Consider the following 17,006-nt stretch of genomic DNA (forward strand, 5'->3'; position numbering starts at 1 on the left):
AAACTAAGTTCCCTTTTAAGCTGAACCTTTTACCACAATTTATTGGGTATATCTTGAATGAAAATGGTTCTCAAATCTGACTTTTCCTCAAGATTTAATTTGTGACTAAGAAATAGCCTTTTGAGGAGTAAACCATCATATTTAAACTAATGCGTACTAGTTATTGGTCTAGTGAATTAATCACTTTATTATGTAGCATTTTCTTTACCTTAGCATGTAATAGCTCTTTTTGGATTGAATTATTACGTGATAAGGAGTTAATGAATGTTCATACTTGGTTTGTTATTTTGGGCACTGCAATAGCAATCACAGGGTTACAATGGTTTTTACTTTTATTAGTGATTAATCGTTGGACTTTTCGGTGGGTTACCATTTGTCTTTTTTTGATCACATCTATTGCAGTTTATTTCATGAATACTTTTCATGTTTATATTGATTCCACAATGATTACCAATATTGTGAGCACTGATTATCATGAAAGTAGAGAATTCTTGCAATGGCGAATTCTTCCTTATTTTTTATTCTTGGGTGTACTTCCTTGTTGGATTATATGGCATATTGAAATTTATAAGAGAAGTCTCACTTCTTATTGGATTGGACGATTGGGAACAATTTTTTTATCACTCTGTATGGTTTTTGGGGGCGGATGGGCAGTGTTTCATGATTTTGGTCCAGTTCATCGTGAACGGAAAGAAATTGCCTATTTGATTACTCCATTAAATTTAATTTCATCTTCTGCAAAAGCATATTGGAAGACTCGCCAAACTCGTGCGGATAAAACAAAAATCAAAATTGGTGAAGATGCATATCAACTTCCACGTGCAGAAAAAAGCAAATCTCGGGCTATAGTACTTGTTGTAGGTGAAACGGTTCGAGCATTAAATTGGGGTTTGAATGGTTATCACAGACAAACAACACCTGAACTTGCAAAGCGTCAAGTAGTTAATTTTAATCAAGTAACTAGTTGTGGCACCACCACTGCAGTTTCATTACCGTGCATGTTTTCTCCTTATGGAATCCATGCTTATGACAGTCAAAAAATAAATCAAACAGAGTCATTGCTGCATCTTCTCAATCGAACTAATATTTCAGTATTATGGCGAGATAATCAATCGGGTTGTAAGGGAGTATGTGATGATTTACCCATTGAAAAATTGGAAGTAGATGCTTTATGTAAAAAAGGACGTTGCTTTGATGAAGTTCTCTTGCATCAACTTCAGCAACGTATTGTGAATACTGAGGGAGATCAGTTAATAATATTGCACATGCTTGGTAATCATGGACCCGCATATTACGAGCGATATCCAACGCAGTTTAAACATTGGAAGCCTACCTGTGAAACCACAGATTTATCCAGTTGCTCGCAAAAGGCCTTGGTGAATACTTACGATAATGCCATTTTGTATACCGATGCGATATTAGCCAATGCTATTGATCTATTGAATGCGATTGAATCGCATGATACAGGATTAATTTATGTATCTGATCACGGAGAGTCACTGGGAGAGCATAAATTGTTTCTTCATGGATTACCTTATTTTATGGCTCCGAATGAACAAAAAAAGGTCCCAATGATTTTATGGATGTCTAAAGGGCTTGCAAAGCAATTAGCAATACAAGAGGATTGTCTTCGCAACAAACAATCAGACTCTCTATCACATGACTATTTATTCTCTACACTGCTGGCTTTTTTTGATGTGAAAACAAAAGAATATAATTCAAAATTTGATTTGATTTATTCGTGCCGAAATTTGAATAAAACCGAATAGTGTTGTTCTGATTTTTATAATCCTAGAAAAAGCAGTTGGGTCCTTAGCTTGTGCAGTAGGACTCAACTTTTTTTTCTAGGATAGTTCACTCACGTTAATTACGAATTCTCAGATTTCATAGAATGGGATTGATAGTGCCAAAATTTTGGTAGCAGCAAACAACATGTGGTTACTCCCACAATGCATAATATGCCGCCTGAGATCAAAGCTGTAGATATCCCAAACGTAGCGGCGATAAATCCCGCGCGCGTATCACCCAATTTAGGGCCGCTTAAATAACTAATCATTTCAATGCCAGCTAGCCTGCCTCTATATTCAGTTGGAATAGTATTATTCCATAAGGTGCTACGGAAAATACCACTTATAGCATCAAAGGCACCAGATAGTGCTAAGAAAGTGAGAACAAGCCAAAGTGAGCTTGATAACCCAAATCCAATAATTGAGACTCCCCAAAGTATGGCCGCTATTGCAATTGCCTTACCGTCTTGATTTATTTTTGAAGTCCAGCCACTAAAAAAAGAAATAAATAGTGCGCCTACAGCAGGAGCGGAATAGAGTAGGCCTAAAGTTTTTGCACCCCCAAAAGATTGTGCCAGAGCAGGAAGCAGTGCATTGGGCCAAGCAAAAATCATGGCAAAAAAATCAACAAAATAACTTCCTATTAATTCTTGTCGATTAAATGCAAAAGAGATTCCTTGTTTTAGTGACGATAAAATTGATGAGTGTTCTTGGATTTTTGGTTTAGGTAGCGTATGTATTCTGATTAAAGTAATTAATGATAAGAAAAAAGTAATTAAATCAATTAAATAAGTAATCACAATGCCATAATGAGCGATAATTAGGCCCGCAATAGCGGGAGCACAAATCATGCAAAAACTAAATTTAAATGTGGCGAGAGCTCCTACTTTTTTATAATCACTTGGATTCACGATTTGTTGGATAATACTGTCAAAAGCAGGACGATGTAAGCCATTGATGGCTGACATTGCGGCTGAAACAATAAAAATGAGCCAAATAGATGGGTTTGCGTGATAAGAGTTCAATGCGAGTAATAAACAGCCACATGTAAGAAATAGCTCACTGATAATTAATAATTTTCGACGATTATACCGATCAGCAAATACTCCTCCAATCAATGCAGTAATTAATAGAGGCATTAATTGCACAAGGCTTAATAACCCAACCATAAAACTCGAATGGCTTATTTGATAAATTTGGTAGGGTAGGGCAACACCACTGATCATGGTACCAATAAATGAAATGAATTGTCCTAAATAGATTAATCTAAAGTCACGATTTTCTTTTAGGAGCGATAAGTCTAAGAACTGGCTCATTTTGAAACATCCAAAGTTATAGAAAACTTAGGTTACGTGTTGTGAGTTGAGAGAGGTTACAACTTTTACTTACCTATTACATTATATACATGGTTTGATGCTTAATACTGAAACTCTACTTAGGATTAAGCACCATCGATAACCATGCTAGCTCCAATGGTTTGGGGAGAGGAGCATGATGAATTATAAACAATCCTTTATACAACAGTAAACATTAATTTATGTATTTTCTCAGAACTTATTAGGAAATTATCAAATAACCAGTTGAAAACAAATAAATATTTAAAATTTTCGTATAACATATAAAAACAACCGATTGGATATTAATTTTACTTAATGTTTAAATTAAGTAAACAAAAGTTACTGCAAATCAATGGTAAAGATTTTCTCTATTGAAGAAATTGATGTGTGGTTAATAAACCTAGTTGGGGTATAAAGAAAATGAGTTGTTTCAGTACCTTAAAATACATAATTCAGGAAGTACTTAAAGAAAAAGATAAGCTGCATCGAGCGGATATAGAGACAGATAGAGTTTATTTAGATCAAATATACGGTACTTTACATGAAAAAAAAGTAGTAATTGATAGTCTAATTAAAAATCTTGCTTTTGAAATTGCCATTAGAGATGAGAGTCTTATAACTAAACTCCAAATACCAGGAGTAGATATACATTCAGACATAGAAAAGACAGGTAAAAACTTGATAAATATTGCTGTTGCTATGGATACCTTAAATAAGGTATCCAATTCTGGCATTAGATTCTCTGAGAAAGGACTAGAAGATATTCTTTTTAAATTTAGACAAAAAGCAGAAAGTTATTTAAATCACCCTTTTATAAAACAATATATTGTTCACGACGGAAGATTTCAGTTATTTATGGGGAGAACTATAAATACAATAAATAATGTCTTCTTACAGAAATACATCTTTTTATAGCGTTGTTTCGCTTATGCACTTTACATTTAGGATAATTATCATTGATGATTTTTTTTAATTTTAGAACCTTTTTCTTTGGATGGATATACATCCGCTAAGGATACTGAGGTACCATGCGCCGAGACAATGCGGGCATGGTGTCGCCTTAAGTCACGTGGTTCTTCTACACCACAGGCATGGCAAATGACCCCTACTTCATGAGTAAGATTTTTTACATAATGATATACGCGGTTTGTCTTAACTTTAGGATTTAAACCTCTAACAAGCCATTTATTGTGTGTTGTAATTCCTGTAGGACACGTATTTTTATGGCATTGTAATGCTTGAACACAACCGAGAGCAAACATAAATCCACGCGCTGAATTCACAAAATCAGCACCAACACAAAGTGCCCATGCAACCATACCAGGAGTTATTAATTTTCCTGAGGCGATAATTTTAATCCGTTCACGTAAATCATATTCAACAAGTTTGTCAACAAGAACAGGAAGACTTTCTGTTAAAGTAAGGCCCATATAATCCGCTAAAGTGAGAGGGGCGGCTCCTGAGCCACCTTCAGCACCATCAAGTGTAATAAAGTCAGGTGCATATTCAACTCCCTTTTTGATAATCTCTTGACATAGCTCATCGAGCCACTCATAGTTTCCTAAAACGACTTTAAAGCCAGTAGGTTTCCCAGTTACTTCTCGTATGTGATGAATCATATTAAGTAACTCAATGGAGTTTGAAATTTCAGGGAAACGATTGGGACTTATAGAATCTTGGTGCGGTTTAATTCCTCGAATTTTAGCGATTTCTTGAGTTACTTTTACTGCGGGCAATAGTCCTCCTTTTCCGGGTTTTGCCCCTTGACTTAGTTTGATTTCAAACATTTTAACTTGAGGATGCGCAGCAACCTCTTTTAATTTTTCATCTGATAAGTTGCCATGCTCATCATGATAACCATATTTTGCGGTTCCAATTTGGGCGACTAAATCACAACCACCATCTAAGTGGTAAGGGGATAATCCCCCTTCGCCAGTATTAAGCCAACAACCTGCTTTTTTTGCACCGTGAGATAGTGCTAAAATTGCATTTTTCGAAATGGCTCCATAACTCATCGCGGAGATATTAATTAACGAGTTTGTTGTATAGGGAAATTTACAATGTTTTCCTATGGTAACAGAGTGTGCTTTTACAACATCACGTTTCAATACTGGGAAAGGAGAGTCTACAAAATAGATTGTATTAATCGGTTTGCGATCGCGAGTGGTTCCAAACCCTATAGTGGTATCTGTGTTTTTGCTTGCTTCATAAACCCAGGTACGTTCGGTGCGATTAAAGGGTAATTCTTCTCGATCTCGAGCATAAAAATACTGTCTTAAGTAAACCCCCAATTCTTCTGCAATATAGCGTACATAACCTATAAGAGGAAAGTTCCTTAATATGGTGTGTTTTTTTTGAAATACATTCCATATCGCTAACAGAATAATTAATGACATTGAAATAATGAGTAATGATTCTAAAAAGCTGGTGTATCCTTTCATAATGAGCATCCACGCTAAAAACTAACTCAGAATACAATACAAAAGCGCTTGACAGCAATACTGATTTCCATGAGCTATTGAATTAAAGTAATCAATTTATTCTATAATTAGCACTCACTGATCGGATAATGGCATAAAGATATTGCATATATCATTTTGATCGTATAAATTGCATTTTATGCTAAATAAAAACTAAAGGATTAATGTTGTGTCAACGTGTTTCGATCCCATCATACAAGCAGACACTTTGGACGAAAAAGCCAACGTTTACTTAGCAAAAATCAATACTCCATTTAATGCCAAAGAAATTTCAGATTTAGAGATACAATTTTGCAGTTCAATGATTTATAGGACTGATTAATATCAGCTTATTGCTATTAAAAAATAAAATTAAGTGATGCAAGTAATCAATTATGTTTTAAGGAGGGTAGCAAAAGTTTATTAGCACAAGAACAAGTCAAGGATTAATAATTTACAAAAGGAGTAAATATGTTTCATGTGGATAATAGTGGTAAAGGCAATTGTATGTACTATGCGTATAGTATTTCTTTAATGTATTTTCTACGAGCCAAGAACATTCCTGAGTTAGCGGAAGATATTTTTAATATACTAAAACTTGAAGAAGAGGAGAAAGTTCGATTACGGACCCTATTATCTAAGAAGTCAGACCAAGAGTTTACCTCATCTGAGATTAAAAATATTATTGAACCCATTCTGGGAAGAGCGACTCGAAATTTAGCAGCAGAATATACAAAAAGAGAATTTAAAGCTTCCCCTAAAGATTCTCCTTTATTTTCTTCCGCGCACTACGGCTTGGAGTTTTGCTTTAAATGTTCCATGGAGCTGAATGGTTCAGAGTTGTCCTATCTTATTGATCACGGATTTGATAATCCAGACTATATTAGTGCAGATATATATAAGGTCCGTGGCATGGATGTGGCAATGCATGACTATTCTTTAGCTCGCTTGCCTCATGTTATTGAGGAGTTCGAGCGTCAGTGGATTATTAAAGAGCAAGCATTTTTAGAACAAAAAAAAGAACTTACTGAACGCGAAATTCAATCTCAGAAAACGACTCTTTTAGATAATATTCTGAGAAATGAAACTATTGAGTTTTTTTTAGGAGAAGAAGACAAGCATCTTAATCAATATGTTCATCATCTCCAACAAGAAGGAGTATGGGGTTCAGAAGAAACGCTTTTCGTACTGCATCGCGCGATTCAGGGAGAGCATTTTGTTAAGAATAATGAGGGGAGAACTCATATTTTATATGATAGAGAAATTATTCTACATCTGTATCGAAATGATGGGATTCCCTATGTTCAATCTGGAGGTCCAGAAATGATTGTGAATAATAAGAGCAATGTTCACTGGACTTCGATAATTCCTGATTCAATATTTGTACCGAAATTCACTCCCCAGGAACAAAAACTTCATCAATTACTGGATGACATGCAGAGAGAGTATGAAAGTATACCGCAAGGCTCGGAAAAACAGGTACTTGTTTCGGACGAGTGGATTCATGCTTTAAGAGTCCAACTGGCAGTCATGAAAGAGAATCCGAGTCGAGAAGCTAAAGAGAAAGCAATAGGCGATTCGATGCAAATTCTTGGTAAGATGATACCAACGTTAGGTAATTATCCCTATTGGAGAACTTTACTTACTCATTTCTTCTCTGCGTTACTTGAATGTATCCCCACTTTGATGGCTGACAAGAAGATCAGTTCAGGATTGGCTCAGTGTGAATTATTGATCCCAACACGACGACGTCCTATGGTTGCTTCTGAAGAGTTGTCACAAACTTCTGAGCGTAAGGAGTTATCAAAATCTTCTGAGAGTAAAGAATTATTACATTCAGATGTAGTTAAGAATGAAGAAAGCCCGATTCAATCTCAAAAAGGAGGAGTCAGTCAATTTTCTCAACATACTCTATTTAAAAAATCTTCTGTAACGGTTCACAAGACTTATCCTGAAGAAATTGCTGGCTATATTCGAGAAAACAAGCAAACCGGACCAAGCGTGGCAAAGGCACTGAGAAAAATGTATCAAGAAGGGCTTAGTGGGAATGAGGAGTATTCTCCAGAAAAATGTAGAGAGATAGCCCAACGATATATAAGTTATGTAAAATATAATGGACGGCATTTTATTCTTACGGATGTGGTTGATTTTATAAAAGAGATGGACGATGTGATAAAACAGAAAGAAGAAAACCTTGAAGAGTTTATTGAACATGTCGGTGGCATGAAGTTTCACTAATTCATTGAGCTCTATGCGTTAGTTGCCAGTACAATCCTTCCATCTCGATATTTTGTCTACAAGCCATGATATGCTGAGATGGAGAAACTTATTCACTGTTTATTCCCCATAGAAGGTGATACCATCATCAACGATTAAGCATCAGCTAAGGAAAGTAGTACTTATGAGTAAAGGAGCGAATTCATTTATTTTTTTTGTTGCATTAATTGCTGGATTTGGTGGTTTCTTATTTGGTTTTGATTCTAGTGTCATCGCAGATGTTAAAGATCAGGTTATGGCTCAATTGTCTCTTTCTGAGTGGCAATGGTCTCAGGTAGTCAGTATTAGTTTATTCGGATGTATCTTTGGTATTCCTGTAAGTGGTTTTTTTGCTGATAAGATAAGTCGACACTGTCTTTTAAAAACAGTCGCTATTGGTTTTATTGTGGGAACGATTTTATGTGTTTTGACCAATTATTTCATTATGTTATTAATTGGACGCTTCATTATTGGAGTTTGCATCGGAATTGCTTCTTATATTGCCCCATTATTTATTGCAGAAATCGCTCCTCCTAAAAGAAGAGGAACTTTAGTTTTGATCAATGGCTTGACGATTACCTTTGGTCAGGCTATAGCGTATTTAATTGGGTATTTTCTTCATGATTATTCGATACATAGCTGGAGATTTTTATTTGCAATAGGCGGTATTCCTGCACTGATATTATTTATAGGAATGTATTTTGTACCTCATTCGCCGCGTTGGATACTGAAACAATATGGAGTAGACGAGGCAGTAAAAACCTTAAAACGCATTCGTCCTTCTGAATATAACATTCAACAAGAGATAGAAGAAATTTATAGCCATATAAAGAAAATTCAACCAAGCTATAATTTATTACTTAAACCCCCAATTGTTTTCGTCTTAGCCGTCGGAGTTATTTTGGGAGTATTTCAGCAACTTTCAGGGATTAATTCCGTGATGTATTACGGGCCAGTTATCTTTGAATCAGCAGGTTTTTACCCAATTTCAAAGGCTATTTTGGCAACTTTTTGCATGGGAGCAGTTAATTTTTTATTTACTGTATTTACTTTGTTTTATGTCGATAAATTAGGCCGGCGTTTTTTATTATTAAGTGGTACCCTGATTGCGTCGTTTAGTCTCTTTATAGTTGCCTTGTTATTTAATTCTGCCATACCAGGCCAAAAGTTCTGGATATTGGCTTTTTTATCCTCCTACATTATGGGATATTGCATCAGTGTAGGATCTTTATTTTGGGTTTTAATTTCTGAGATTTTCCCTTTACATGTGCGTGGCTTAGCGATGAGTATTGCCACAGTGGTACAGTGGGGGGCTAATTTTTTAATCTCCATATCTTTTTTAGCTATTTACCAAAATCTAGGGCAAGTACTTACTTTTGCCTTATTTGGCTCATTATGCCTGTGTGCTTTTCTCTTTATTTACCGTTTTGTACCTGAAACTACAGGAGTTTCTTTGGAAAAAATAGAAAAAAATTTGATGGCAGGTAAAAAAATTAGATCTATTGGCAAACAATTATCTAATCCAATAAAAGCGAAAAAATTTGAATTAGTGAGAGATTAAAATGGATTTTATAAATCAGCAAAGAACATGTCGTATCGGTATCATTGGCGCAGGACGAATTGGTAAATTGCATGCAGAAAATATCAAATACCATTTGCCAGAATATGAGTTACATGCAATCGCAGATCCTTATCTCGATAGAGAGTGGGCAAATAAACTATCAATCGCTGGTCAGTATGAGCGTGCTGAAGAAGTGATTTTTCATCAAAATTTGGATGCTGTTCTTATTGCTTCACCGGCAAATTTACATGTAGCGCAAATTAAAGCTGCTAGTGAAGCAGATAAGGCGATATTTTGTGAAAAGCCTATAGGCTTATGTGAAGAGGAAATCCTAGATGCTTTAAATGTAATTCAAACCAATAACACCTTATTACAGATTGGTTTCAATCGACGCTTCGATCCCAATTGTGCTTATTTGCAGAAACAGGTGCAAGCTGGTGAAATTGGTGCTGTTCATGTAGTTAAAATTACCTCTCGTGATCCTGCTTGTCCCACTCAAGAATATTGTAAAAACTCAGGTGGTATGTTTATGGATATGAGCATTCACGATTTTGATATGGCGCGTTTTTTAACACAATCAGAAGTTGTTGAAGTGTATGCAACAGGAGCGGTACTTATTAATCCTGATTTTGAAGCATTGCATGATGTGGATACTGCAATAATACAAATGCGCTTTGCGAACGGTGCTTTGGGAGTTATTGATAACAGTCGCCAGGCCGTTTATGGCTATGATCAGCGTATAGAAGTATTTGGTAAAGAGGGAATGTTATTAACTACGAATCAATTAAAGCATTCTGTGTTTTATTATTCAAATACAGGTACGGAACAAGCGAATCCAAAATATTTTTTTCTTGAACGCTATCATCAAGCATTTAGAGCCGAGCTACGTTCATTTTATGATGCCTGGTTGCATAATAAACCCAGCCCTGTTTCTGGAAAGGATGGCTTACAAGCTTTGCGAATTGCTCAGGCAGCAAAGCAATCTTTAGTGACTAAATTGCCTGTTTTTTTGAGTTGAGGATGACATGATTTACCCACCATTTTACTTTGATGCAGAAAGACCTATAGATTTGATTTGTATGGGGCGTGTAGCTGTCGATCTTTATTCAGAACAAATCGGGGTCGCTTTAAGAGATGCAGCAAGTTTTAAAAAATATTTAGGAGGTTGTGCTGGAAATATCGCTGTTGGTGGGGCTCGTCTAGGTCTTAAATGCATGATGTTTTCTTGTATTGGCAAAGATGAGATGGGATATTTTCTAAAAAATGAATTAGAAACTGAGGGAGTAAATACTGATTTATTACAAGAAACGGAGCATCATTTAACTGGACTTGTATTGCTGGGTATAAAACCGCCCAAAGAGTTTCCCTTAATGTTTTATCGTACTGATTGTGCGGATATGCAAATTAAAGCGCATCACCTAAATAGTGAAGTACTGCAGCAAGCAAAAGCAATTTTAGTGACGGGAACCGGCTTATCTACAGCAGCTATGCTACAAACAACTGAGGAAGTGATTCAACGTGCAAGACACACTGAAACAGCAGTAATTTTGGATCTGGACTATCGTCCTGTTCTTTGGGGTTTGACGCAGATAGGCGATGGGGAAACGAGATATGCCCAGAGTCAAAAAGTAAGTAACACTTATCAATATGTTTTGTCGTTTTGTGATTTAATTGTGGGTACCGAAGAAGAGATTTGTATTGCTGGTGGATGCAATGAGGTCTTTAGGGCATTAGAAAAAATAAGAGAATTAACTCAGGCACCTGTGGTTGTAAAGCAAGGTGAACAAGGTTGTGTTGTTTATTTTGCAAACTCTAGTCATCCTTTAAAGGCCAAGCCTTTTCCTGTTGAAGTGCTTAATGTACTTGGTGCAGGAGATGGTTTTATGGCAGGTCTTTTATCCGCTCTTTTGCACGGCAAATCTTGGGAAGTTGCTACTACTTACGCGAATGCGAGCGGTGCATTAGTTGTCACCCGCCATGGCTGTGCTCCAGCTATGCCCTATAAAGAAGAGTTGGATTATTTCATTCACTATTTTGATGCGCATCCGCAAATTTGGAAAAGCGCTTATTTGACTCAACTGCATCAAAAGAAAGGTACACAAAACTCAGGTCGTCTTATTAAAAATCCACAAGGTTTTTATCAAGGATCTCATACGATTGTGACTATGGAACCCGGATCAAATGACAGCATGAATTTTAGTGTTCTAAAATTAGGTGTGGGAGAAAAATATTCATTTAATGAACGTTATGAATTTGCTGCTTTATTAATGACTGGAAAAGTAGTCTTTCATTATGCACAACACAGTCAACAAGTACATCGATATGATTATTTTCTTCAAGAGCCTATCGTTTTACATTGTGCTTCAGGTCAAGCAGCATCTGTAGAAGCGTTGACTGATTGTGAGATTTTGTTGATCGAAACAGAAAATGATATTCCATTTGCGCCTTTATTATTTGATAAATCGAATCTTTTGGAATTGGATAATCGGGGAAAAGATATTTTGGAGGACAGTTCCTATCGGATTGTGAGAACCGTATTTGATAAACGTAATAGACCAGAGTCTAATTTAGTAGTTGGCGAGATTATTACTTTTCAAGGGCGCTGGTCAAGTTATCCCTCGCATTATCATGATCAGCCTGAAATTTATCATTATCGTTTCTCAGAACCGCAAGGTTATGCGTTTGGTGAGAACGGGAAAGAGGTCTTACGTATCGAGAATTATGATACGTATCAAATTGCTTCTGGCCAGACTCATGCCCATTGTACGGCTCCGGGATATGCTCTTTATACACTGTGGTTTATACGTCATTTACCTGATAATCCTTATAGTATTCCAACTTTCCTAAAAGAGCATAAATGGACAAGAACAAGTAAAGCAAATAATAGGGTATGGAAAAATAAGGATTAGTGTTGATGAAAATTCGATTAACTATGGCTCAGGCATTATTGCGATTTTTAGCCAATCAATACGTAGTAATGGATGGTAAAGAACATCGATTTATTGCAGGAGTATTTGGAATTTTTGGGCATGGCAATGTGACTGGCTTAGGCGAGGCTCTTGAATATGACAGCTATGGCTTGACTTATTATCAAGGCCATAATGAACAGGGAATGGCTCATGCAGCTACAGCTTATGCAAAACAGAAAAATAGATTAAGCATTTTTGCCTGTACTTCGTCTATAGGTCCTGGTGCGACCAATATGATTACCGCGGCAGCTACGGCAACTACGAATAGAATTCCTTTATTGCTATTGCCTGGCGATGTATTTAGTTGCAGACAGCCGGATCCTGTTTTACAACAACTCGAAGTATCACATGATTATACGTTATCGGTTAATGATTGTTTTAAACCGGTAAGTAAATATTGGGATAGAATTGCTCGACCGGAGCAATTAATGACTGCGTGTATGAATGCAATGAGGGTGTTAACCGATCCGGTTGAAACAGGTACGGTTACTTTATGTTTACCACAGGACGTACAATCAGAGGCATATGATTACGAAGATTCTTTTTTTGAAAAACGTTTTTGGCATATTGATAGAGAGCCTGTCAGTGAGCGTGCGCTTGATGATGCGTTTCAACTTATTCTTAAAGCAAAAAAACCATTAATTATAGCAGGAGGCGGAGTCCATTATTCTTTTGCTACAAATGTCTTATCACAATTTGCCCAACACCATAAGATTCCAGTAACTGTAACACAGGCTGGTAAAAGTGCTTTGCCAGAAAGTCATCCCATGAATGTAGGCGGAATAGGGGTTACGGGTTCTGAAGCAGCAAATATTCTTGCATCACAAGCTGATGTGATTTTCGTAATCGGATCTCGTTTACAGGATTTTACTACAGCGTCCAAATGGGGTTTTAAAAATGAAGAATGTCAGATCATTCACCTTAATGTTTCCCGTTTTGATGCACTAAAAATGAATGGGTTCATGTTGAAAGGGGATGCAAAAACTGGTTTAGAGCAATTAGGAAAAAAATTGGGAAGTTATCAAACATCTAAAGACTACCAGCAATTGGTAGCGCATTATCAAAATGAATGGCAGAAAGAATTAAAACGTGTTTGTGTGACATCCCATGCTTCAGAAAGTGGTTTATCTCAAGTTAAGGTTATTAGTCTGTTAAATGAAATGGTGACTAAAGATGATGTCATTATCTGTGCAGCGGGGAGTTTGCCAGGCGATTTGCATCGATTTTGGCACTCTAAAACACCGAAAGACTATCATTTGGAATATGCTTATTCTTGCATGGGTTATGAAGTTGCTGCGGGTTTAGGTGTGAGGCTCGCTAAAGAAAATAATCCAGGTGAGGTTTATGTTTTAGTGGGTGATGGTAGTTTTGTGATGATGCATTCAGAGCTACTTACCTGCATTCAAGAACATCAGAAAATAATTGTTATTATTTTTAATAATCATGGGTTTCAATGCATTAGAAATTTACAGGAAAGCCAGGGTAGTCAAGGTTTTGGCAATGAGTTTCGTTTCCGAGAGGATAAAACGAATCGGTTATCAGGAGAGTATTTACCTATAGATTTTTGTAAGTATGCTGAAGGATTAGGGGCTCGGTCTTTCTATGTGAGCTCTTATGAACAGTTGGGTGTTGCCGTGGAGGCTGCTAAAAATGAAAAAAATTCTGCGGTCATTGTGTTACCGATATTACCTAAAACCATGAGTAATGGTTATCAAACTTGGTGGCGGGTAGCGGTTGCAGAAATATCAAATTCTGAAGAAGTGACTAGGGCACATCAAGTGATGTGTGATCAATTGAAACAGATCAGGGAATATTGAAGAAGGATAACAATCGAGCACAACATTGGCATTGTGGCATAGAAAAATGTCTTTTCGGTGAAAGAAAAGCAGTTATCTTACTTCCTCGGGTTATTTTGATTTTTAATAGAGGAATTATTGATGCATATCAAACTGGGAATAGCACCAATTAATTGGTGTAATGATGATGATCCAGAGTTGGGTAAAGAGATTAGTTTCGAGCAATGTATTCGTGAGATGTCAGAGGCAGGTTATAGTGGTACAGAACTAGGTAATAAATTCCCTCATGATGCGTCTGTTTTAAGAGCTGCACTCAATAATTATGGTTTACAATTATCCAGCGCTTGGTTTAGTACTTTTTTTACTGAGCCAGAACAATATGAAAATACTTTATCGCGGTTTATGGAACATTTAAGCTTCATGAACGCTATGGGCGCATCCTTTATTAATGTCTGCGAATGCGGACACGCTATTCAAGGAACAGAATTACCCATTTTAAGCTCCTATAAACCTAAGTTTAATGAAAAACAGTGGATGAGCCTGATTCAGGGACTACATACTATTGGACGTATTGCCTATGATTTTAATATGCGTCTTGTTTATCATTATCATGCAGGGACAGGCGTTTTTTATGAGCATGAAATCGATTTTTTAATGGAGAATACTAGCCCCCAATTAATTTCTTTATTAATGGATACAGGGCATGCTGTATTTGCTGATATAGATCCAGTTGATTTAATTAATAAATACAGTGAGCGAATTTTATATGTTCATTTGAAGGATGTTCGCATAAAAATTCTGAATAAAATTGAGAAGGAACAAATGAACTTTATGAATGCGGTACGAAATGGTGTGTTTACAGTACCAGGGGATGGCTCCCTTGAGTTTGCTTCCATTATTAAAGCACTAGAAAAACATCAATATACTGGATGGATGATCGTTGAAGCGGAACAGGATCCAATTAAAGCTCCTCCGCTTGAGTATGCAAAGAAAGCTTATGATTTTTTGCAGCAGTACATTTTTTAGGAGTGAAAAGCCTAGAGAATGGATCTTGAAAATACGACTCATTTTTAAACGCTGTTTTTATTTCCATACGTGACTGATCGCATTAATTCTTGGACATAGCATCATTTTTGCTTTTTTTGACATGGGTAAGCACTTCATGTGCAACCCTAATCCCAGATAAATAAGCGCCATGTACAGTACTTGGATCCGTTGTAGAGGTTGCTTCTCCAGCAAAATAGAGTTTCCCCGCTACAGGCTTAGCCAATGTTGCAAGTACCTTTTTATCGATATTTTTAGGTAAATAAGAATAACTACCGAGGGTATAGGGATCGCTAACCCAATGAGTTTTTTTCGTTTTTATCGGTTCAGGAATATCATTACCATAAATTTGTCTGAGATGCTGCATCACCCACTTGCTTAGCTGAACTTTTTCCATATCGCGTGCAAGTTTACCACTAGTAAATACGATGAGAATCGGTTTTTGAGTATATTTGTAAAGATTGAAGATATTATAGGCTTCTTCTTTATTATTAGGTAACATACCAATCCATTCCTTGTCTTTATCCCAAAAGACCTTATCAAATAATAAATAAAGTTTTTCATAATTCCCCATTTTTAATTGAGCAATTGCATCACGTTTTTCTTTGGGTAAGCGTGGATGAAATAAAATTTTATTGGATTTGAGTACCCCTAGGGAAACAGTAATGATGACTTGATTGGCATGATAAGTATCATTTTGAGTAATAATTGTAACCCCATCTGTATCATAATCAATTTCCCGAACAATTTGATTTAAAGTTATAGGAATATGTTGTGAAAATTGTTGGAAAATTTGGAAATAACCTTCTGGGACAATGGCGTTTTTGCCAGAGACGATTGATTTTTCAGAAACAAAATAGGAGTTAAGAGATAAATGTGGCAAATTCTCCGCAAATTCGTAAGTATAAATATTATCCAAAGCATAATACAACAAAGAGCTTTGCTTCAAGGTCAATTTTTTTTGTTGCGCGAATTCAATGAAATTTTGTTCAAAAGAGATCAGTTTGTTACGTGTATGACAATACTGTAAGAACTCATGAGTCAAACTAGAGAATAGATTTAAATCGTGTTCCGATACAGGTTTTCCCCTGCTATCATATAAAGCAAAATCACGGAGCATGGCTATTAGATTAGAGTTATTATAGCTTGTCTTTGCAACAGATTGTTTTCCTAACAACGGAACTAATGGATTGTGATCAATCCCATGAATCCAAGATGCCCCTAGTTCAATGGGAAAACCCCAATCGTAATTAGTATATACTCTACCGCCAAGACGATTTTTGGCTTCAATGATGAGTACATCTTGGTGTGCTAAATGTAATTGTTTTGCTGCAGTTAATCCAGATACTCCAGCACCAATAATTAGGGTATCGTAGCGATGATCTGCCCAAGAGTTTTTAATAATGAATAATAAAAAAATAGAATAGATAAATTGTATTTTTGTAACGTGAAAACGACTCTTCCTCATTTTCTAGTCAAGCCTATTTATTTGTAAAAATTTTACTCAATAAAAATGAGCGCCAGAACCGCTCATGGTAAACTCATTTATCTGCTTTATTCAATATGCGTTCAATATAAAAAGTGGGTTAATCGAAGTTTAGATGTTGGTTTTACCAATCAGACACTGTAAATCGCATAAACTTAGCCAAATAAATATAATCCTAAATTCGGCAATTACCGAATTTAGGATTATATTCAAAATAAAAAGTTTTTGAATTTAGACTGTTCCAAAACTTCAATTTTTCGAATAATTCAAATAAAAAATTACGCTATTTTTGGAAGGTGGTACAAATCAGA

The 17,006-nt window shown here is 36.1% G+C and carries 12 protein-coding genes; 9 read left to right on the plus strand and 3 right to left on the minus strand.

Going from position 1 to position 17,006, the window contains the following annotated elements:
* The first annotated feature begins 149 nt into the window (after positions 1 to 149).
* Positions 150 to 1,769 carry a phosphoethanolamine transferase gene (locus tag Lgra_RS12385; protein ID WP_058499580.1) on the plus strand — a complete coding sequence of 540 codons (1,620 nt, stop codon included), beginning with the start codon at positions 150 to 152 and terminating at the stop codon, positions 1,767 to 1,769.
* 98 nt (positions 1,770 to 1,867) lie between these two features.
* Here Lgra_RS12385 and Lgra_RS12390 read toward each other — a convergent pair whose 3' ends face one another.
* On the minus strand, positions 1,868 to 3,103 hold the full coding sequence (locus tag Lgra_RS12390; protein WP_058499581.1) for an MFS transporter: 1,236 nt from the start codon (positions 3,101 to 3,103) through the stop codon (positions 1,868 to 1,870).
* Positions 3,104 to 3,511: 408 nt separating this feature from the next.
* Here Lgra_RS12390 and Lgra_RS12395 point away from each other — a divergent pair, with 408 nt between their 5' ends.
* A complete protein-coding gene (locus Lgra_RS12395; protein WP_238584442.1) occupies positions 3,512 to 4,039 on the plus strand; it encodes a hypothetical protein in 528 nt (175 codons plus the stop codon).
* A gap of 38 nt (positions 4,040 to 4,077) precedes the next feature.
* On the opposite strand, the gene Lgra_RS12400 is transcribed toward Lgra_RS12395, so the two are convergent.
* Positions 4,078 to 5,565, minus strand: coding sequence for an FMN-binding glutamate synthase family protein (locus Lgra_RS12400; RefSeq protein WP_058499582.1), 1,488 nt, complete (start codon positions 5,563 to 5,565; stop codon positions 4,078 to 4,080).
* Between the two features lie 208 nt (positions 5,566 to 5,773).
* On the opposite strand from Lgra_RS12400, the gene Lgra_RS18330 reads away from it, so the two are divergent.
* The 7 genes from Lgra_RS18330 (at position 5,774) to iolE (ending at position 15,191) form a co-directional block, all read left to right on the plus strand.
* Positions 5,774 to 5,926, plus strand: coding sequence for a hypothetical protein (locus tag Lgra_RS18330; protein ID WP_157068270.1), 153 nt, complete (start codon positions 5,774 to 5,776; stop codon positions 5,924 to 5,926).
* 128 nt (positions 5,927 to 6,054) lie between these two features.
* Entirely contained in the window at positions 6,055 to 7,821 is a 1,767-nt protein-coding gene (locus Lgra_RS12405) for a hypothetical protein (RefSeq protein WP_058499583.1), read from the plus strand.
* A gap of 163 nt (positions 7,822 to 7,984) precedes the next feature.
* Complete coding sequence (locus tag Lgra_RS12410) at positions 7,985 to 9,400, plus strand: sugar porter family MFS transporter (RefSeq protein WP_058499584.1); 1,416 nt, start codon at positions 7,985 to 7,987, stop codon at positions 9,398 to 9,400.
* Position 9,401: 1 nt separating this feature from the next.
* A complete protein-coding gene (gene iolG, locus Lgra_RS12415; RefSeq protein WP_058499585.1) occupies positions 9,402 to 10,418 on the plus strand; it encodes an inositol 2-dehydrogenase in 1,017 nt (338 codons plus the stop codon).
* Between the two features lie 7 nt (positions 10,419 to 10,425).
* Positions 10,426 to 12,309 carry a 5-dehydro-2-deoxygluconokinase gene (gene iolC, locus Lgra_RS12420; protein WP_058499586.1) on the plus strand — a complete coding sequence of 628 codons (1,884 nt, stop codon included), beginning with the start codon at positions 10,426 to 10,428 and terminating at the stop codon, positions 12,307 to 12,309.
* 5 nt (positions 12,310 to 12,314) lie between these two features.
* Positions 12,315 to 14,186, plus strand: coding sequence for a 3D-(3,5/4)-trihydroxycyclohexane-1,2-dione acylhydrolase (decyclizing) (iolD, locus tag Lgra_RS12425; protein ID WP_058499587.1), 1,872 nt, complete (start codon positions 12,315 to 12,317; stop codon positions 14,184 to 14,186).
* 120 nt (positions 14,187 to 14,306) lie between these two features.
* Entirely contained in the window at positions 14,307 to 15,191 is an 885-nt protein-coding gene (gene iolE / locus Lgra_RS12430) for a myo-inosose-2 dehydratase (RefSeq protein WP_058499588.1), read from the plus strand.
* Positions 15,192 to 15,273: 82 nt separating this feature from the next.
* Here the strand turns inward: iolE and Lgra_RS12435 are convergent, their stop codons facing one another.
* Entirely contained in the window at positions 15,274 to 16,677 is a 1,404-nt protein-coding gene (locus Lgra_RS12435) for an FAD-dependent oxidoreductase (protein WP_058499589.1), read from the minus strand.
* Positions 16,678 to 17,006: the final 329 nt, after the last annotated feature.

The sequence above is a fragment of the Legionella gratiana genome, assembly GCF_001467695.1.
Taxonomy (GTDB): Bacteria; Pseudomonadota; Gammaproteobacteria; order Legionellales; family Legionellaceae; genus Legionella; species Legionella gratiana.